This is a genomic window from Bradyrhizobium sp. LM2.9, assembly GCF_054056555.1.
In genome coordinates, this window is the sequence record NZ_JBSRYJ010000002.1 from 7,336,531 (window position 1) to 7,355,795 (window position 19,265).

General features: G+C 60.0%; 8 protein-coding genes and 6 pseudogenes. 12 read left to right on the plus strand and 2 right to left on the minus strand.

Going from position 1 to position 19,265, the window contains the following annotated elements:
* Nucleotides 1–469: 469 nt before the first annotated feature.
* On the plus strand, nucleotides 470–1,312 hold the full coding sequence (locus ACVWW3_RS37315; RefSeq protein ID WP_456651382.1) for an enoyl-CoA hydratase/isomerase family protein: 843 nt from the start codon (nucleotides 470–472) through the stop codon (nucleotides 1,310–1,312).
* A gap of 1,351 nt (nucleotides 1,313–2,663) precedes the next feature.
* Here the strand turns inward: ACVWW3_RS37315 and ACVWW3_RS37320 are convergent.
* The gene (locus ACVWW3_RS37320; protein ID WP_456651381.1) at nucleotides 2,664–5,162 is read right to left on the minus strand and encodes a CaiB/BaiF CoA transferase family protein; all 2,499 of its coding nucleotides are present in this window, start codon (nucleotides 5,160–5,162) and stop codon (nucleotides 2,664–2,666) included.
* A gap of 684 nt (nucleotides 5,163–5,846) precedes the next feature.
* On the opposite strand from ACVWW3_RS37320, the gene ACVWW3_RS37325 reads away from it, so the two are divergent.
* From ACVWW3_RS37325 to ACVWW3_RS37370, 10 genes and pseudogenes are all read left to right on the plus strand, one after another.
* Nucleotides 5,847–6,047: a hypothetical protein gene (locus tag ACVWW3_RS37325; RefSeq protein ID WP_456651380.1), complete on the plus strand. Its 201-nt coding sequence runs from the start codon at nucleotides 5,847–5,849 to the stop codon at nucleotides 6,045–6,047.
* A 148-nt stretch (nucleotides 6,048–6,195) separates the two neighbouring features.
* Nucleotides 6,196–6,657: an IS66-like element accessory protein TnpA gene (gene tnpA, locus ACVWW3_RS37330; RefSeq protein ID WP_456651371.1), complete on the plus strand. Its 462-nt coding sequence runs from the start codon at nucleotides 6,196–6,198 to the stop codon at nucleotides 6,655–6,657.
* Nucleotides 6,654–7,005, plus strand: a pseudogene (gene tnpB, locus ACVWW3_RS37335) (IS66 family insertion sequence element accessory protein TnpB). Before tnpA ends, tnpB begins: the two are co-directional and overlap by 4 nt.
* A 50-nt stretch (nucleotides 7,006–7,055) precedes the next feature.
* Nucleotides 7,056–8,613: pseudogene (gene tnpC, locus ACVWW3_RS37340) on the plus strand (IS66 family transposase).
* Entirely contained in the window at nucleotides 8,610–9,233 is a 624-nt protein-coding gene (locus tag ACVWW3_RS37345; protein ID WP_456651370.1) for a UPF0149 family protein, read from the plus strand. The pseudogene tnpC and the gene ACVWW3_RS37345 overlap by 4 nt, the downstream one beginning before the upstream one ends.
* Before the next feature lie 811 nt (nucleotides 9,234–10,044).
* Nucleotides 10,045–10,299, plus strand: a pseudogene (locus ACVWW3_RS37350) (transposase); the annotation flags it as partial.
* A 238-nt stretch (nucleotides 10,300–10,537) separates the two neighbouring features.
* Entirely contained in the window at nucleotides 10,538–11,908 is a 1,371-nt protein-coding gene (locus ACVWW3_RS37355; RefSeq protein ID WP_456672348.1) for an IS110 family RNA-guided transposase, read from the plus strand.
* Nucleotides 11,909–12,535 (plus strand): annotated as a pseudogene (locus ACVWW3_RS37360) (IS3 family transposase); the annotation flags it as partial.
* 46 nt (nucleotides 12,536–12,581) lie between these two features.
* Nucleotides 12,582–13,954 (plus strand): annotated as a pseudogene (locus ACVWW3_RS37365) (IS30 family transposase).
* Nucleotides 13,955–13,991: 37 nt separating this feature from the next.
* A pseudogene (locus ACVWW3_RS37370) lies at nucleotides 13,992–14,253 on the plus strand (integrase core domain-containing protein); the annotation flags it as partial.
* Here the strand turns inward: ACVWW3_RS37370 and ACVWW3_RS37375 are convergent.
* Nucleotides 14,223–16,292 (minus strand): recombinase family protein, encoded by a 2,070-nt coding sequence (locus ACVWW3_RS37375; RefSeq protein WP_456651378.1) that lies wholly within the window; start codon nucleotides 16,290–16,292, stop codon nucleotides 14,223–14,225. The pseudogene ACVWW3_RS37370 and the gene ACVWW3_RS37375 overlap by 31 nt on opposite strands.
* Nucleotides 16,293–17,568: 1,276 nt before the next feature.
* Here ACVWW3_RS37375 and ACVWW3_RS37380 point away from each other — a divergent pair.
* The gene (locus tag ACVWW3_RS37380; protein ID WP_456651377.1) at nucleotides 17,569–19,164 is read left to right on the plus strand and encodes a class I adenylate-forming enzyme family protein; all 1,596 of its coding nucleotides are present in this window, start codon (nucleotides 17,569–17,571) and stop codon (nucleotides 19,162–19,164) included.
* Nucleotides 19,165–19,265: the final 101 nt, after the last annotated feature.

Below are 19,265 nucleotides of genomic sequence, written 5' to 3' on the forward strand. Positions count from 1 at the left end.
GATACGAACGGTCGCAGAAGAGAGCTCTGCCGTGACGCCACGTCAGCGACTTGGCCTCAGCTCGCAAACTCCGATCGATGAGACTTTGGGCCAAGAACGCATTGCCGATGTTGACTTTTGAGACGTGGCACACCGCCTTCCGAAAATCCAACATCACCAGAATAGGTAGGCCTCGGTTCAACGTCAAGCTGTATCATGCCCTAACTTCAGCGCGCCCGACGACCAAGCGCTTCCGCAGCGGACGTGCTCATCTCGAGACGTATACCCAACAGTGCTAGAATCGCGAACGGCGGCCGACAAATTCCGAGCGAGCTCATCTATCTGTGAGCGATGGGCGGAAGTCCGTGAACCCTGCCTTCGATGACATTTCGTAGGCACGTTTTTTGAAGGGATGACGATGCGCTCGGATTCATCGAGGATAACGGGTTGGCGCCTATCGCAGTTATCAACCCAGCAGAGGAAGAAGAAAATGGAACCCACCACAATCGTTTACGAAGTGGACGACCGCGTTGCGCGCATCACTTTGAATCGGCCGAAGAAAATGAATGCCATCTCAATCCGATTGCGCAAAGAATTTAACGATGCGCTAGCGGTCGCCGATGGTGATCCGGAAGTACGTGTGATCGTGATTAGCGGCGCTGGTGGACGCGCATTTTCCGCGGGCTTTGACCTCAACGACGAGGATGCCGAAGTAGCAGCCGGCGGTGAGAAGCAAAGAACAGTCAACGATTGGAAGAAGATCGTCGATGACTCTTTCGAGTTCCTTTATTCTCCCTTCAAGTGTTCTAAGCCTGTGATCGCAATGGTCAATGGCTACTGTTTGGGAGGAGCGATGGATTTCATTTCAATGTGCGATCTTCGTTACTGTTCTAGCGATGCCAGGTTCGGTGCAGTTGAGGTTCGGTTTGGACAACCTGTTATGATGATGTCAATCCCATGGGTCATGGGTCAACGTTGCCGCGAACTGATGTACACTGGAGACATGTTCGACGCGCAGGAGGCATACAGGCTTGGTTTTATGAACCGTGTCTTTCAGAAAGATCGCCTTGAGGAAGAAGTCATTCGTATCGCGAAACGCATTTCGCGCGTCGCTATGGCGACTTTAGTGTGGCACAAGCGTGCACTGAACAATACAATGAATGCGGGAGGCTTCGACTCTGCCTTGCGCTACGGCGCCGAAGCCGGTTTGATCATGGAGAACTCTGACTCCGAGTTCAAGCGGTATGCACAGATTCAGCTGACTGAAGGGACTGCTGCGGCAAACTATTGGGTGAGCTCAATCTTTGAGCCATTTGAGAAGGAAAGCGATTGACACAATGGCAACCGCTAAGAGCTCATCTGAATAGTGACTTGTCAGGAGCGCGAGTCTGAGTCTTTGCGCCGTCAATTAGCAAGGACGTTCGTCCCTGAAGGTCGATGGGGCAAAGCCTCTGCCGACGCGCGTACAGGATTATGGGCTGCAAGACCAAGGTTTCGCGATTGATCGTGTCGCTTGTCAGGGGGAGAGGGTTGATCTATCGGTGATCCTGGATTGCTAACGGAGCGGGCTGGCTTAGCATCAATTCGATACGAGGTGATGAGGGCGCTACTTATGCACGGCCATGCCGCAGGATCTACTCGTCGCGGCGGATCGTCATGGCCATGGTGGAGTGGGCGGTTTCCATGATGATCGTGGCGGGCGATCTGACTTCCGCGCGATCGGACGTTTCAGCGGCGGGACCAGAAGGCGTTGCCGAGTGTTTGTGCAGGTGTCGAGTCCGGCGACAAGGCCGGGTTGGTGGCGAAGTGGGCTGATCTCAGCCATTGGAACACCTTCTGTTTAAGGGTGATCTTTGAACACTCGCAATCGTTTCAGACAGCACGCAATGCCGTGTCAGCGGCTTCGTTCGACCACTCTGGCAAAACAATATTCTTCTAGCAGATTTTGTCCTTGACGGGTTTTTGCATAGGCGTCGTGAGTTCGAGCCATTCCATCGCGCACTGAGTTAGACGAAGATTTCAAAATGCTTTGCCAGACCCGACGAGGCAGTGATATCTGGCCGGGCAATTAATCAGCCGACAGAGCAACGAGCTTGCTGGTGAGGGTATGCCAGCTGACAATTGTGCGCATGTTGACGGAGCGAGCGGTGTAAACGCGCCCTCGTCGATGGTGAGGTTTTGGTCTGATCTATGACCCCATGTTTGACGTCGACGGGGGACGTCAGGTCAGCCCTTGAAACTTCCCGAACGGCGCCGATCTCGATCAGCTCTTCCGCAGCTACGCAGATCAGCAACAGCAAGTTTTCGCCCGTGCCGCCCCTTATTCGCTCGGCCCGGTTGCCTGGTCGGCGCCACCACGTTCCTGCTGCAGCTCAGCAAGCAGGCGAAGATTCGCGATCGATTACCTGCAGCCCACACCCGCTTCGCTGGCGTCACCTGAGCCGTCCCAATCGAATTTTCGCGGCGGCGTCCAACCATTCCGCAAGAGACCCGGCAGGACTGGTAAGAACTCCGGTGTTCAGCATGGCAACAAGGATTTTGACCGCGACCATAACCGCAGCTGTTGCGCACCAGCAGGCAGAACATTCGTAACAGGTATTGGACCATCGACCCGGGCTGAGAAATTTGACAATGCGGCTAGTCTCATTAATAGATCCCTTTGTCATCCTGGCACGACATCTATTTCATACCGACTTCCCCGCAAGATCTTTGTCCACCTGAGACTTCGCCTTCGTTTCTTCAAGCTGCTCCTCGGAGAGCATCGCTGTGCCAATGATGCCCTGCTCCATCAATTGAGCGATCTCGGCGTCGGAGATGTTGAGGAGCTTTGATAGGATCTCTCTGTTGTGTTGGCCTAGCGTCGGCGCCGCGGTGTAGATCGGGTAGGGACGTAGATCCTCGCGAATAGGCATTGAAGGCTGCGGATGCCTACCAATGAAAGCACGCTCCACTTCCTGCAGAAATGCACGCGACTTGAGATGGTGATCGCTGAGAAGGTCAGCTGGTAGGCGGGCCACCCCGGCAGCAACCCTCGCAGCCTGCAATTCGCACATAGCTAGATCCGGATCGCGAGAGAGCGTCCACGATTGGATGACGGTCTCAATAACGTCCTCGATCTCACGTCGCCCATCCGACGTTTTCAACGATTCGTCAGCAGCCCAGTCTCTTCGGCCAATAAGCAATGCGAGCCTCTGCCACATCCCTTCGTCCGTCGCGGCTACGACAATCCAATTATCCTCACCCGCACAGCGGAAGCAGCCATGCGGCACGAAGTCTGGATGTCGATTGCCATACCGTTTCGGAGCCCTACCGTCCATCGAGTGGAGGGTGATCCATGGCGCCGCAAACGGCATCATGCACTCGATCTGCGCGAGATCAATAAACTGACCTTGCCCGGTACGGCGGGCGTGCATCAGCGCAACTAGAACTGCAGCGCAGCCGTTCAAGCCACCGACGGCATCGCCAAATGCGATGTGGCTCATCACGGGCGGCCCGTTCGTGTTTCCGATCACGTTCGGCAAGCCAGAGCCCTGCTCGAGGGTCGAGCCGTAGGCCCGACAACTTCGATACGTGCTGTCGGTACCAAATGCGGACATTGACATCATCACAACGCGAGGATTGAGTGCACTAATGACGTCGTGACCAAGCCCGAGCTTCGGCAACACATCGGCTGAATAATTGTCAACGACAATGTCTGCTTCCGCCAACAGTCGTTTCGCAAGAGCGACGCCCTGCGCGCGCGTCAGATCAAGTGTAATACCCCGCTTGTTGCGGTTCAGGATGCAGAATGGTGCAGCCTTTTCGTACTTCCGCCCGTCAACGTAAGCCGCCCGTCTGTCAACGCCACGCAGCCAATCCGGATATTGAATAGCTTCAATTTTGATGACGTCCGCTCCGAGGTCGGCCAGGGTGCGGGTACACAAGGGGCCCGCCCAGCCCATGGTGAAGTCGATGATGCGGACTCCTTGTAATGGCCGCCGGTCGGCCTCGCTAAAGTCATGGGCTGCGAACGCGGGGCCGGTCAGATGTCTTCGGCTGTTTGCGAACACCTGCTGCTCACCGACGGTCGGAACCTTCCCTCCGCGGAGCGGGGGCGTCGTTGTCAGCCGCAGAGCCGGGCCCACCGTCAAGGCTTCTTCCGCCCCAAACACTATGGGCACGATCGCGCCGCGCCGTGTCTTCTCCACGTCCTGGAGGAGATTGGATATTTCGGGTACTGGCACGAGCGGGATTCTGCGGTTTAGCCCCTCTCCGAGCCACTCCAGCGCGGTGCGCGTCTTCAATCTTGGGATAAACTGTCGTTCAATCTCTTCCATATGCTTCAAACGATCTTCGCCGAGAACAAGACTTGGATCATCACGCAGTTTGGGTAGACCAACCATGTCGCAGAATGCACGCCATTGGGCCGGCGTGCTCACCGAAACCCCGAGCCACCCGTTCCTCGTTTCATAAATCCCCCACGGAAAGACCGACCAAAAGCGATTGACACCGATCCGCTGCATTAGGTCGCCGTCCTGAAGCGCCTGATACATCTGATACTCGCTCAGGGCGATGCTCGCTTCGAAAACACTCAGCGACCAAGAGCGCCCGACTCCCCCCTGCGTCCGTCCAACCGCCGAAGCAGCCGCGGCAATGAAGCCCCACAGGCCGGCCATGATGCCTGTTTGAAAGTCCGGTGCATGCAACGGGCGCCCCTCGGCCGGCCCAACCAGCTTGACAAGACCGGCGAGCGCACGGATCGTGGAATCAGTTGCGCAAAATCCTGCATAAGGGCCCTCCGCTCCGAACCAGCTTGCTTCGAGGTAGATGATCTCGGGGCGCTGCTTCCGGATCTCGGCTAAGTCAATGGGGACACAATCTGCAGAGTCTATGTCGCGGCCATCGACCAAGATGTCGCAATTCTTGATCAGTGCCGATAGCCGGGTGCTCGCGTCCGGGTCGCTGGGGTCGATGATGATGCTTGACTTATTGAAGCTCAGGAATGCAAACCACGCGCTCTGGCCGCGGGGCGTTAATGGGGCGCTGCGGCGAAGTGGATCGCCTGATGGTGGCTCGACCTTCTGAACATCGGCGCCGAAGTCCGAAAGCAATCGCGCGCAATAGCTGGATGCCGCCGAGCTGCCGATTTCGACAACGCGTAGATGCGAGAGCACATTCGTCGATCGCTCACCTTTTTCAAGCATGCTGATGCTCCGGCACGTGATTTGGCCCGCCATGTGAACCTAACAAGTCCACGATCGCGGGCGCCGCCCTCTCGTCTGTAACCCGTGATCGGCGATGGCCCAGAGGCCTAGCCCACACGGACGCCCAGCTGCGTCGATGAGCCGACGGACGAATCGTATGCGACACGTTCATCGAGCGACGTTTCAGCGATTGCCGAAGCTTGCGGCGCACTGTTGCTAACTGCATTACAAGATGTCCTGAGTGACAACAGCGGCGCAGTATGTCGATCATTTCTGCCCCTTTGCCTGTTGTTGCGAGGGCGCGTTGTGCCTTCGGCGAGTTACCGATACACGTTACGCGACTGACTAAAGGTCAAGATACTACCTGATTTAGTGAGGGTCAGTCGCATAGGTTTATCACCGTTCGATGACGGTTCGGTGCTCTTGAGAGATAGACGCGTCGTGAATGCCGTAGGGCTGACAAATGCTTTCGCCGGGCACAGTCGAACGAGCTGGTAGCCAGTATCGCGCATCGGTTTACACGTTCGTTGAGGACGGAGCGCGAGATCCTGCGGCAAATACTGCTGGCATGGATCCCGATCGAGACCTTCTGCTGAGCTTAGCGAGCTTCGACCGGAGTGCACTGCCCCTCCGTTCAAAGGCCGCGCCTAGTCCTCGGCAAACCCTTATTTCCGCGATTCGAAGGTGGAGATCATTACGGGCGTTGCCCGCCGGGACGTTTACGACAGAGCAAAGCTCTCGGGCATCAACAACAGGCTGCAAAGGGCTTGTCGATCAGCTATGTCGCCCATCGACCTCGAGCCGTTTCGCCCGGTCGACAGCTCCGAGACAAACGGCATGGCTGAGCCGTTCGCGAACAGCTTCAAGCGCCACTACATTATGTGACTCCGGTCTGCGCACCACGGGCGCACATTGCGATAATCAAACCAGCCGATTGTCCGGTCTAACGTAACCGGCATGAGGCCCCCACCTCGCCATCGCGAGGATCGCCTGCGATACAGCCTGGCATGAGCTGATCGGTGGAGGTGAAGCGATGGCAAATGCCATGCTTGATGCCAGGCAGGGAGGTGACTCCTATCGTCGCGTCGAGGTGATCACTGGGGAGCGCCGACGGCGACGGTGGACGGGCGAGGACAAGGCCCGGATCGTGGCGGAGAGCTTTGAGGAGGGTGCGAACATCTCCGAGGTGGCGCGGCGCAATGGCGTTTCCCGCGGGCTGCTCACGGTGTGGCGCCGCCAGGTTGCGGCGGCGGTGGCCGGCAAGGCGCCGAACTTCGTGCCGATCCAAATTGGCGCCGGAAGCGGTGGCGGGACAGCTGGCGAGTCCGAGCGTATTTCGCCGGCACAAACGACGCCTTTGGAGATCGCCGCGCGGCCGGCCAAGCCCTGCGGGGTGATCGAGATCGAGGTGAGTGGAGCGCGCATCCGCGTCGAGCCAGGCGTGGAGTTGGCGACGCTTTCGACGGTGCTGTCGGCGCTCCGGGGTATCCGGTGATTGCGCTACGGTCTGACCCTAAGGTGGTGCTGGCGACACAGCCGGTCGACTTCCGCAAGTCGGTGCACACGCTGTCGGCGCTGGTGAGCGAAGCGCTGCGCGCGAACCCGTATTGCGGCGACGTCTTCGTGTTTCGCAGCAAGCGCATGGACAGAGTGAAGCTTCTGGCGTGGGACGGCAGCGGCATGGTGCTGGTGACGAAGTGGCTGCACCAAGGGCGCTTCACCTGGCCACCGATCCGCGACGGCGTGATACATCTGAGTGCGACGCAGCTCGCGACTGCTCGACGGGCTCGAGTGGACGCGTGTGTCGCCGAAGCCTGTGAAGCAGCCGGCGCTCGTCGGATGACGCGTGTGGATTTCGCTGGAGGCTGTGGCGTGCGGATGTATCGTTTGATCATGGCGATTCGTCCCGACGCTCTCCCGACCGACACCGCAGCTCTGACCGAGATGGTGCTCGCGCTTGACGCCGAGAACGAGAAGCTACGTTGGCGATGCAGCGCTCAAGGAGATGATCTTCGGGAAGCGCTCGGAGTGACTTGCGGTGCTCGTGGACGAGCAGCTCGCGCTCGAGCTGGACGATCTGGAGACCGGCGTCACACCAGCTGCGCCGGCCAACGACGATGCGGCTGCGACCAAGCCGGCTGGTAAGCCGCGCAAGAAGGCCCGCCGCAACATCGGCGCGCTGCCCAAGCACCTGCCACGCTGTGAGCAGGTGCTGGAGCCGGACGCGACAGCGTGCCCGTGTTGCGACGGCCGCCTGCATAAGATCGGCGAGGACGTCAGCGAGGTGCTGGACGTGATCCCGGCGATCCTGCGGGTGCTGCGCACGATCCGTCCCAAATACGCCTGCCGCGGCTGCACCGACGGCGTGGTGCAGGCGAAGGTGCTGCCGCGACTGATCGAGAGCGGCATGGCCTCAACGGCGCTGGTGACCCACGTGGTGGTGTCGAAGTTTGCTTGGTATCTGCCGCTGTATCGGCAGGTGCAGATTCTGGCCGGTCAGGGCCTTCATCTCGACCGCGCGACGCTGGCCGGCTGGGTGAAGCGTGCGGCCTGGTGGCTCAAGAGCCTCTATGAGCTCCAGCTGCGCACGATCCAGGCCTCGCCGCGCGTGTTCTGCGACGAGACGCCGATGCCGGTGCTCGATCCCGGACAACATCGCCCCCGCATCTGCCAGTTCTGGGCGCATGCCATGGATGACCGCCCGTGGGGCGGCCCCGCGCCGCCGGCGGTCGCCTACGTGTTCGCCGGCGGCCGCGGCACCGAGGAGATCGCCGGACAATTGACCGGCTTTTCCGGCATTCTCCAGGTGGATGGTTATGCCGCCTACAAGGCGCTCGCCCGCGGTCATGGCAGCGCGATCCAGCTCGCTTTCTGCCTCGCCCATGCCCGGCGCAAATTTGTCGAGGTCTACAAGACGACCCAGTCGCCATTCGCTCGCGAGGTGATCGAACGGTTGCAGGCGGTCTATGCCATCGAGGCCGAGATCCGCGGCAGCAGTGCCGAGCAGCGGCTTGCCGCCCGCCGCACCAGGACCGCACCACTGATGGCGGCGCTCAAGGCGCGGCTGACGGCAACGGTCGGCCAGCTCTTCTCCCAGTCGAAGCTGGCCGAGGCCATCAACTACGCGCTCAATCACTGGGACGGACTGACGCTGTTTCTTCGCGACGGCCGCGTCGAGGTCGATCCCAACACGGTCGAGCGTTCCATGCGCCCGATTGCAATGGGAAGACGCAACTCATTGTTCAGCGGCAGCGAAGGCGGCGCCGAGAGCTGGGCGATCCTGTCGTCGATCGTGAACACAGCAAAGCTTCATGAGCTCGATCTGCAGGCCTACTTGTCCGACGTGCTGGAGCGCATCGTGTCTGGGCGAACCAAGAGCCATCAGCTGCACGAGCTGCTCGCCTGGAACTGGAAGGCGGCCCGCGAGCGCATCGCACAAGCCGCCGCATGAGCCCGCGTCGCCATTCAGCATCGTCGTCGATGGCCGCAGCCGCGATGCCGCTTGCGGAGCTCGAGCGGTGGCTCCAGGTTCGTGTCGATCGGCACCCTGCCGCCACCAGTCTCCCCATGCTCGATGGCTACGTCGCCGCGATCGTGGCCGGACCGGTGTCGATCAGCCCGCTCGACTGGATCTGCCCGCTGCTCGCCATCGATGCCGATGCTTTCAACCACGGCGGCACTCCGGAGTTCGCAGCGATCTCCGCCGTCGCGCTGCGCCACAACGAGATCAGCCAGATCCTTTCGACCACGCCTAGCCAGTTCGAGCCGATGCACCGGCGCAAAGCCAATGGCGACGTCGATCCGCGACCCTGGTGCCAGGGATTCTATGCCGCAACGCGGCTCAGGCCGTCGGCGTGGGCGCCGTTGCTGGACGCCAGCAACGTCAATCATGGCCTGCTTCTGCCCATCCTGCTGCACTGTCGCGACGATCAGGGCCGGCCGTTGCTCGGACCGGCACGAAGCGGGCGCGAGACCAGGGATTTTCTGCGCAACGCCCACGCCGATCTTCCAGCGGCCGTCGAGGCCATGTGCCAATACTGGATGCCGATCCGCTACGCTCGCGCCCGCTGATCACCGCAGACGTGGGAGCTCATACCGGTTACGGTCTAACGAACGCCACTCTGCTGAGCCTGCGCTTAAGTTCCCACCGATCGAAGACGCTGCGGCTCGACAATACTCAAGATCACATACCGGCAGCGGCCATCTGGTTACTCAATGGGAGCCACGCTCCATTCGTCAGTCGCGTCGATTTGGTCGACGATCCGCACTCAGAATGTATGTGCGTATCCGCTAAATGGACAAGGAACATCTTAACAAATTTGTCCTGATGGTGGTATCGGCTCATTCGGCCTTGGCTCGCGCTTGGCGGATATCCGTGCTTTCCAAGTAACCAGATCGTCCGCGCATTGCGGTTCTTTTCCAATGCAGTCACGGAGGCAAGGCGGCGGAACGCCAGCCCTGCCACGGGGGATCCTTTATTCTCCTTGCCATCTTACCGTCGCGACCTAAATCAACTCGAGCACGTCATTGCCAAACTCGAGAACCCTGTTGCGAGACGGGCAGCGACACGGCATCGAGGCAACTTGGCGAACGGTCGGCGAGCCCCTTGATCTGATCTCCGCCGGAGGGCGCGCCAACTAAGTCAAATACGGTAAGCCGTATAAACGTATCATGCTCAGTCGGTTGGAGCGCGATATGACTCCGCACTTGGCGACTTCTTAAATATTATCCGCGCCACTCGCGCACGGTGACGTTCCGCCCCTACGCAACTGATCTGGAAAGATGATGAGCGCGATCCTAACTCGAATTGGAAATTCACGACTGAGCTGCTGCCGGTTTGATGGACGCCAAGTTTAGGTGTTTCATGGAGCCGGAGGTGGTCATGCGGAGACGAAAGTTCAGTCGAGAGTTCAAGATCGAGGCGGTCAAGCTTGTCAGGGAGCGCGGGGTGTCTGTGGCGCAGGCTGGCCGTGACCTGGACGTCCACGAGAACGTGCTGCGCAAATGGATCAAGGAGTTCGGCTCCGATCCGGCTCAGGCCTTCCCCGAGCATGGACAGATGAAGCCCGAGCAGCAGGAGATCGAGCGGCTCAGGCGCGAGGTCAACAAACTCAGGGCTGAGCGGGACATCGTAAAAAACTGTCCAGCGCCCAGGCGCGCCTGCGCGGGGTAGAAACGGCCTTGTGCTATCCTCTGCGGCTGGGAGGGTAGCGGCCGTCAGCTTATTGGAGGCACTGTCCCCGTTAAAAAACGTGGTCCATGGGCGCGTGCGGACTTGAGAGTGGTGACGCCGTTCCGGCGGCGATCCCGATTAGGAAGATGACAAATTGGCATAGCCCAGACCCTCCTGCCCATGATCGGACGGAGGATTCGCAATGCCCAAGACGACAACCGGTGACTGCCTGGAATTGAAGTCGGTCAACTTCGGAGCGGCTGCTATCGACATCGGATCAAGGATGCACATGGCTGCGGTGAATCCGGCCTGCACTGACATCCCAGTGCGGACGTTCGGCACATTCACGCAGGACCTGCATGATCTGGCGAACTGGTTCAAAGCGTGCGGCGTCACCAGCGTGGCGATGGAATCCACCGGGATCTATTGGATCCCGGTCTATGAGATCCTGGAGCAGCGCGGATTTGAGGTCATTCTGGTCAACGCACGCTACGCCAAGAACGTGCCTGGGCGGAAGGATGGCAGCGATGCCGCATGGCTACGCCAGCTTCATTCCTACGGCCTGTTACGCGGCAGCTTCCGACCGGATGCCGAGATTGCAACATTGCGCGCCTATCTACGCCAGCGCGAGCGGCTGGTGGAATATGCCGCAGCCCACATCCAGCACATGCAGAAGGCCCTGATGGAGATGAACTTGCAGCTTCATCATGTCGTCTCGGATATCACCGGCGCGACCGGCATGCGGATTATCCGAGCCATTGTTGCAGGCGAGCGCAATCCCGACGTGTTGGCAACCTACCGGGACGTGCGCTGCCATTCCTCGATCGAGACGATCCGCGCCGCACTGGTCGGCAATAATCGGGACGAACATGTCTTTGCCCTCGGCCAATCGCTGGAACTCTACGACGTCTACCAGGCGAAGATGCTGGACTGCGACCGCAAACTCGAAGCTCTGATCGCGGCACTGAACAATAAAGGCGTAAAACCAGTTGGAAGGCTGTCCAAGCCACGCATCAAGACCAAGCAGGTCAACACACCTACCTTCGATGTCAGGGCCGCACTGTATGGCGTGCTCGGTGTCGATCTGACTGAGATCCACGGGCTGGGTCCCTCGCTCGCATTGAAGCTTATCGGTGAGTGCGGCACGGATCTGAGGGCATGGCCGAGGGCCAAACACTTCACTTCCTGGCTTTGCCTCGCACCGGGCAACAAGATCTCCGGAGGCAAGGTGCTGTCTTCGCGTACCCGGCGATCCTCCAGTCGGGCAGCCGCATTGCTGCGTCTGGCGGCCACCACCGTCGGGCGGAGCGATACGGCGCTCGGCGCATTCTATCGCCGGCTGGCCTCACGTGCCGGCAAGTCGAAAGCCGTGACAGCGACCGCCCGCAAGATCGCGGTTTTGTTCTACAACACACTTCGGCACGGCATGAGTTACAAGGACCCGGGTGCTGATCGATATGAGCAACAATATCGCAGCCGCGTCCTCGCCAACCTTCAGCGGCGGGCCAAATCACTGGGCTTCGTCTTGCAGGCCATTCCGGGGGAAGACGCCAATCCGTGCGCTGTTTCTTAGGAAGGCCGCGGCCTTCTTCGCGAAGGAAGCGACATGAAGTTCGTCTTCATTGCGAAGCACCGGAACATCTGGCCGGTGGCATGGCTATGCAATGCGATGGGCGTGTCCCGGTCGGGCTTCCATGCCTGGCTGAACCGATCCCCCAGCGCCAGATCCCGAGGCGACGAGGCTGTCAGCCGGCAGGTGAAGGCCAGCTTCGTTGCCCGCGATCGGACCTACGGCGCACGGCGGGTCTGGCGTGACGTGCTGGCCGATGGCGTCGAATGCGGTCTGCACCGGATCGAACGGCTGATGCGCTTGCAGGCCCTGCGGGCGCGACCACGGCGCCGGCGTCTGCCGAAGGACGAAGGCGATCGCCAGGTCGCAACCGTAGCGTCGAACGTTCTGGACCGGCAGTTCGTGGCCGAGCGGCCGAACCAGAAGTGGATCGCCGACTTCACTTACATCTGGACCGCGGAAGGCTGGCTATACGTGTCGGCCGTGATCGATCTGTTCTCGCGCCGGGTGGTCGGTTGGTCGATGAGCGCCAGCATGACGGCCCAATTGGTTGCCGACGCCCTGCTGATGGCCGTCTGGCGGCGGGGCAAGCCCAACGAGTTATTGCACCACTCCGATCAGGGCAGCCAGGGCGGATTCAAACGGTCGTCGCAACACTCGGAGTTTGGAGGTTGCGATGAACGTTGTAAGGCGCAGATCGGAGCGGTCAGGACGAGCCCCATTGCCGTCGCCCGGACGGCCCTCTGTTGCGGGGCGCAATGAACAGAATAAATTTTGGCGGGCGATTGCCGCTGGGTTAAGCAGCGAAGATGCTGCACTCGAAGCCGGATTGTCAGAACCTGTCGGAAGCAGATTATTCCGAAAGGCGGGCGGCATGCCACCAGCGATGTTCAGATCTTCGGCAAAGGCGCTCTCCGGGCGGTACCTCTCGTTGATTGAGCGCGAGGAGATCGCACTTCTCAAGGTGCAGGGCCATTCCATACAGGAGATCGGACGTCGCCTGGGGCGGGCTGCTTCGACAGTCTCCCGTGAACTGCGGCGCAATGCGGCCACCCGCGGCGGCGGGTTGGAGTATCGGGCAACAACTGCCCAATGGCATGCGGATCGATCCGCTCGCCGGCCCAAGCCGACCAAGCTTGCGCTCAATGCAACCTTGCGCACTTATGTGGAGGAGAGACTTGCTGGCGGCGTCGTAGCCCCGACCGGCGCTCCCGTTCCTGGTCCCTCCGTTCCGTGGAAGGGGCGCCGGCATGGCCCGCGCAAGGATCGGCGATGGGCCAAGCCTGGAGCCCTGAGCAGATTGCCCGACGCTTGCCGATCGACTTCCCGGACGACAAGACGATGCGCATCAGCCACGAAGCTATCTATCAAGCTCTCTTCGTTCAGGGCCGCGGCGCGCTACGCCGCGAGCTGACGGCCTGCTTGCGAACAGGGCGTGTATTACGGATGCCCAGAGCGCGCGTACGCAGGCGAGGCAAGGGCTTTGTCTCCCCGGAGATCATGATCAGTGAACGTCCTGCTGAAGCTGCCGATCGAGCAGTGCCGGGGCATTGGGAGGGAGACCTCATCCTCGGTGTTGGCAGCTCGGCAATCGGCACGCTGGTCGAGCGCACGACGCGCTTCACGATGCTATTGCACCTTCCCCGGTTGGCGGGACATGGCGAAGCTGCGCGCGTGAAGAACGGACCTGCGCTCGCGGGACACGGGGCTGAAGCCGTGCGCGACGCGATCACGCGCACCGTCATCACCTTACCTGAAGAGCTGCGTCGCTCGCTAACCTGGGATCAGGGGGCCGAAATGGCTCAGCACGATCGTCTCAAGATCGATGCGGGTATCCAGGTCTACTTCTGCGACCCGCGAAGCCCTTGGCAGCGCGGCACTAACGAGAACACCAACGGGTTGCTGCGGCAGTACTTCCCGAAAGGCACAGACCTGAGCATCCACAGCGCCGAGGAGATATCCGCTGTGGCAGCGGCTCTCAATGCCCGACCGAGAAAGACACTAGGCTGGAAAACGCCGGCGGAGGCGCTTGACGATCTGCTGTCATGAGTGAAAGTAACTGGTGTTGCGACGACCGTTTGAATCCGCCCAATACACCAGCGAGCAGTTCCAGCGGTTGATGGCCGACAGCGGCATCGTTTGCAGCATGAGTCGGTCCGGCAATGTGTGGGACAACGCCGCGATGGAGAGCTTCTTCTCGTCACTGAAGACCGAGCGCACGGCCAGCAAAACCTATCGCACCAGAAACGAGGCCAGGGCCGAATGTGTTCGACTACAACGAGCGGTTCTACAACCGCGCATCAGAACACCCATCTGTCTATGTTGTTGAAGAGAAGAGACTTTGCTGATTGGGATGCGATCCCGTGGGGTATCTTGGGTTCTGTCGCGCTCGTTCGGCGATAGATTGAGAGGCAGTTGTTATCAGCGAGGCGCGGGCGAAGATCCACGGGCCGTCCGATAGCGGATGGAAGGCTTCGATTTCACCGGCTTCAGCGGCCAGCCGGAGGGTCCTGGGCGAGATCTTCAGGAGCTTTGCGGCGTTGCCAAGGTTGAGCCAGGGTTCGGTTCCATCCTCGGCGGGCTTGAACACCGCGATGTGGTAGTTCGAGCGCATTGATGTGACGCGCTCGCGGGTCCAGCGATTGCCGTTGCCGGTCTTGAAGCCGTTGCGGTTGAGGAGGCCGGCAATCAGGACATCGCTGGCGATCGGCACCAGTTGACCCACGGCTTGGATAATATCGGCAGAGGTGCTGTTGCGCTGTCCGCGCCGGCGCTTGGGGAAGCGCAACTCGCTGTGGGCACCACCCACCCAGTGGACGATGAGAACGATCTCGGAGGCCGCGTCGTCGATATCGGCCACGACCTCATGGATGAGGGTGCGCACAATGCGCTTCTTGAGGCGAGCATCCGTCGTCGGCGCATCCCAGACCGTTTTGAGGTTTGAGGCCAGAACGCCGAGCGAAGCTGGATCAGCAATGGGGGCGGGCGTCGCCGCATCATGCATAGCGATCTTGCCCTCGACCTCCGCCGCGTGAGCGAGCGCCCTGTTCCAGCGCGCTTCAAGCTCACTCGCCACCAGCCGGTTCGCGGGGTCAGCGGCATCGTATTGCCGGAAAGCCCGGTCGACGGCATAGCTCGCCGCTTCCAGATCGCGACTGAGAGCATCGCGCACCTGATCGCGGCGTTCCCTGGCTCCCTTGGCGGCAGCGGTTGCCGCGGCGATAGCGCCTGGGCCGACAACGCCAAGCAGTGTTTCCTCGATTGCATCATCGACGCGCAATCCGCCGAAGGCGATGCAGTGAGCGCCGCCATTGTCCATCCAGGCGCGGCTGCAGCTGTAGCGCGGGATATGGCGCTTCATGCCTGAGTACCGGAGTGTGAGCTTGCGGCCGCAGCGCTTGCACCGGATCAGACCGGCCAGCAGCGCGTCTCCATGCTTGGGCGCGCCGTGATGCCGACCAGTGGGAACGTTGCTGCTGACCATCGCGCGGATCGCCTCGAACCTCTCCCAGCTCACATACCCGTCGTGGGTATTAGGCTTCAACGTCAACCATTCGTTCCGCGTCTTGCGGCGGATCTTCACGCTCACGCCCCCGGCGGTGTATCCCGCCGCCACAGCCGTCTTACCATAGGCATAGGCGCCGCCGTAGACCGGGTTCTCAATGATCCGGCGGATGGCGGAGTAACTCGGTCGCCGCCAGGCTGTGTCGCCGTTGGACTGCTTCACTGGTAGATCGAGATTGTACTCGTGGAGCCAGCAGAGCGCCTGTCGCGCGCTGCCCAGTTCCTCGACCTTGTCGAACACCAGCTTGATCGCTTCCTGGACACGCCGATCCGGATCTTTCTCATAACGGTCGCCGGCCTTCACGAAGCCGACGGGCGCCGCCACAACCAACTCGCCCCGGCGCGCCTTCTCGTAGCGGGCCGAGAGCGAGCGTTGGCGCAACAAATCCAGTTCGTACTCGTTGAGGCTGCCCTTGAGCCCGAGCAGCAGGCGGTCGTTGCCGTGCCTTGGCGCATAGATAGTCTCCTGATCGACCAGAACGGTATCGACCACGCGGCACATCTCGATGAGTTGCTGCCAATCCCGGCTGTTGCGGGCGAAGCGCGAGACCTCGCGGGCGCAAACCGCACCAACCTTACCGAGGCAAACCTCCGCTACCATTCGCTCGAAACCGGCGCGTTGTACCCCGCCAGCGGCTGAGCGACCGAGATCATCATCGATCACTTCAATCTCTGACCACCCGAGCGCCGTCAGCCGGTCCCGCATGGCGTATTGCAACGCGCTGCTCTCGCGATTGTGCAATACCTGATGTGCCGAGGATTGACGCACGTAAAGAATCGCCTTGCGCTCCAGACGATGAGGCCTGACCTTGTCAGAGATCATGACCGACCTCCTTCGCGGGCGGCGTCGCTGTCATCGCAGCATGGTCGTCAACTGCGTCATCAGGCTTGTGAGGGCCGCCCGAGCTTCCGCCGGCAGCTCCAGCCATGCTGGTGCGCCGATGGCGCCGTTCGAAAGGCCGCTCCCGAACAGATCCATCTGCTGCCGCGGCCGCGGTTGTCGATTGTGTCGGTATCCACCTCCCTGGCATTGCCGTCTGCCGTGACATGAGTCGCTCCCCGATTCTGGCCGTGAGAGCCTCTGGATGCGCCAGAAAGCGGGGCAGCTGATGGCGTTCGATCCTTCAACGCTACATCGAGAAGCGCAGAAAGCGCCGCAAGTGCATCGATGCTAACAAGCGGCTGAGCTGTCAGAAACCCGGCGTCATGGCATGCCCTCCGGTCGAACATCCATGCTGGTGCTTCAAGCCAACGGTCTGCTTGCGATCCGTCCAGGGTGCAGCGAAAAACGACATCGTCGGCCTTGTCGATGGCCCCATGAACGCAAACTCGGCGCCCAAACCAAGGATGATGCCGATAAAGAACCTCGCGAAGAACGGTCCTGTGGGCGTTCTCAAACCTCGTTGTACAATGCGATCCGGCGTCATTCGACGATCGGATATCTCAGCCCTGTTGAGTTCGAGCGCAAGGTGGGATTAGCTTAACCAGCCGTCCATCAAACCGGCAGCAGCTCAGACGGACAGATAGGAACGCGTTTCTCCATCAAGGACGTCTATAGCAGACTCCCCGAATGGTTGGGCAGCGGGTTGAGGCCACTCTCGACATTGTTATCTTATAAGGAGCCGTTCACGTTGGGGACACAGTCCCGTTCATAAAACAATGCGATTTCGCTACCAGAGTTGGTCGTGTTTTTATCCTGGTCGATAAGGTTAACTAGCTACTGAGGTTTCCTATCTGGATCGGAGAATAAGTCGTAAGGGAAGACTCAATGGATCCGTTTCACGTGTCGGTGCCCCCTGCACGTCGTCGAGCGTTCCTTCCGGCATTCGACACGAGCAAGTGAGGCCGCGCATATTGCGAGTTGACTGAAGGTGCTACGTGATCGCCTCCATCATGCCTTGCGGCGGTGAGAGGTTGGAATGTGTAGTGTTGTCCGCCACACCGCGGCGGTGGCTATAGTGATCATAACTCTCAGCGAGCTGTTAATCGCAGCGACTGCTAGTAGACTTGTCTTGTCCTCCGATGTCAGAGGTAGAGTAACAATGATGGATGCTACGAACTTGAGACAACCACATCTACAAGAGCGACTCGCAAATGTAATGCGCAACATCGAGGCATTGGAATCCGCATATGAGACGACCACGGTCGGTCAGCTGGTTTCAAGTAAGGCTAGAGCGCACGGTTCGACGACCGCGATCGACGTTTTCGACCGCGGTCAGCGCGCGACCTACTCCGAAATGGAAGAACTATCCAACAAATATGCACGTGCCTTGCGCGCATTCGGCGTAAGCAAGGGCGATCGCATTGGGGCGATGCTGCCAAATCGCATCGAATTTCCAATCCTCTGGTTCGCGATTGCGAAGCTCGGTGCGGTGATGGTCCCGATCAATATGCGCTACACGCCTAGAGAGATAGAATACGTTCTTAGCGACGCAGAGGTTGGATTCGTTGTCGTCGACGAATCTGCGTGGTCTCAGTTAATGGCGATGACGGCCTGGCCGCAAGATCTTACAATAGAGCGAGCGATTCTTGTGGGCCAGCCTTCCAAAGTGACAGTTGCCACCCTCGATAAATTACTCAAAGGCGTGGCGGACACTCCGGTGAGCGAGGATATCCGTCCGGACGATTTGCTGAACATTCAGTATACCTCGGGGACAACGGGCTTTCCAAAGGGCTGCATGTTGACTCACGACTACTGGGGCGTATTCTCGTACCAGGCAGCGAGTTGGGATGCGCAGCCGTACAAGAGGTATCTCTCTGCGCAACCCTTCTTCTATGTCGATGGGCCGTGGCATCTTCTACAGTCATATCGGCATGGTGCCACCCACTACCTTGCTCCGCAACTCAGCTCGACTCGCTTCATCGGCTGGCTCAAGCAGCACCGCATCGAGTGGTGCCAGTGTCCCGAGCTGATAGCGCGCCAGGCCGAGGCCGCTGACGAAGATGGGGCGACAGACCTGAAGCAGATTCTGAATTGGGGCTGGGGGCCCGATACGGTACGACAGTTCCGGAAGCGTTTTCGAGTGCGTACCCAGGAGGCTTATGGGATGACTGAGATCGGCTTCGGTACCCGAATGGCGAATGACTTTGACGAGCTGGCCGACTCCGGTTCTGTAGGGATTCGCGCACCTTTTCGAACACTCAAGCTGATAAGTGAGGATGGAAGCGACACGCCGCTGGGGGAAGTCGGCGAGCTGTGGGTTAAAGGGCGCGGAGTTTCTAAAGGATATTGGAAAAAGCCGGACGCCAATACCGCCGCCTTCGAAGGAGAATGGTTCAAGACCGGTGATCTGATGCGTTGCGACGAACTCGGCTTCCACTGGTTGGTGGGGCGCACAAAAGACATGATCCGCCGTTCGAGCGAGAACATCGCTGCGCGCGAAGTGGAGGCAGTGATCCGCGAGCTTCCCGAGATTTCAGATGTAGCCGCCGTGCCGGTTCGCGATGTAAATCGCGGAGAGGAGGTGAAGATTTACGTCGAATTAAGGAAAGGTATTACGCCAAACGACGCCGTCCTTCGCATTCTCGAGCACGCTCGTAGGCACCTCGCCGTGTTCAAGGTGCCGCGATACATAGGCTTCATTTCGGCGCTCCCTAGAACCACGTCCAGTAATAAAGTGCTTAAACGTGATCTGATGGCAGTGAGTGATCCGATTGCTGGCGCTTACGACGCTGAGCAGAAGCGCTGGCGGTGAAGGCACATCCTCGCGGCAACGAGCTGCCGGGCCCTGCACGTCAAGCGGCCAAAGGACTCACCTTCCGCTTCGGATATTCACGGATACGGCGGCCGTGAAGA

What these genes read in the sequence shown, in the direction of transcription:
- ACVWW3_RS37315 (WP_456651382.1), top strand. Translation starts at nt 470, where the DNA reads ATGGAACCCACCACAATCGTTTACGAAGTGGACGACCGCGTTGCGCGC.
- ACVWW3_RS37320 (WP_456651381.1), bottom strand. Translation starts at nt 5,162, where the DNA reads ATGCTTGAAAAAGGTGAGCGATCGACGAATGTGCTCTCGCATCTACGC.
- tnpA (WP_456651371.1), top strand. Translation starts at nt 6,196, where the DNA reads ATGGCAAATGCCATGCTTGATGCCAGGCAGGGAGGTGACTCCTATCGT.
- ACVWW3_RS37345 (WP_456651370.1), top strand. Translation starts at nt 8,610, where the DNA reads ATGAGCCCGCGTCGCCATTCAGCATCGTCGTCGATGGCCGCAGCCGCG.
- ACVWW3_RS37355 (WP_456672348.1), top strand. Translation starts at nt 10,538, where the DNA reads ATGCCCAAGACGACAACCGGTGACTGCCTGGAATTGAAGTCGGTCAAC.
- ACVWW3_RS37375 (WP_456651378.1), bottom strand. Translation starts at nt 16,292, where the DNA reads ATGATCTCTGACAAGGTCAGGCCTCATCGTCTGGAGCGCAAGGCGATT.
- ACVWW3_RS37380 (WP_456651377.1), top strand. Translation starts at nt 17,569, where the DNA reads ATGCGCAACATCGAGGCATTGGAATCCGCATATGAGACGACCACGGTC.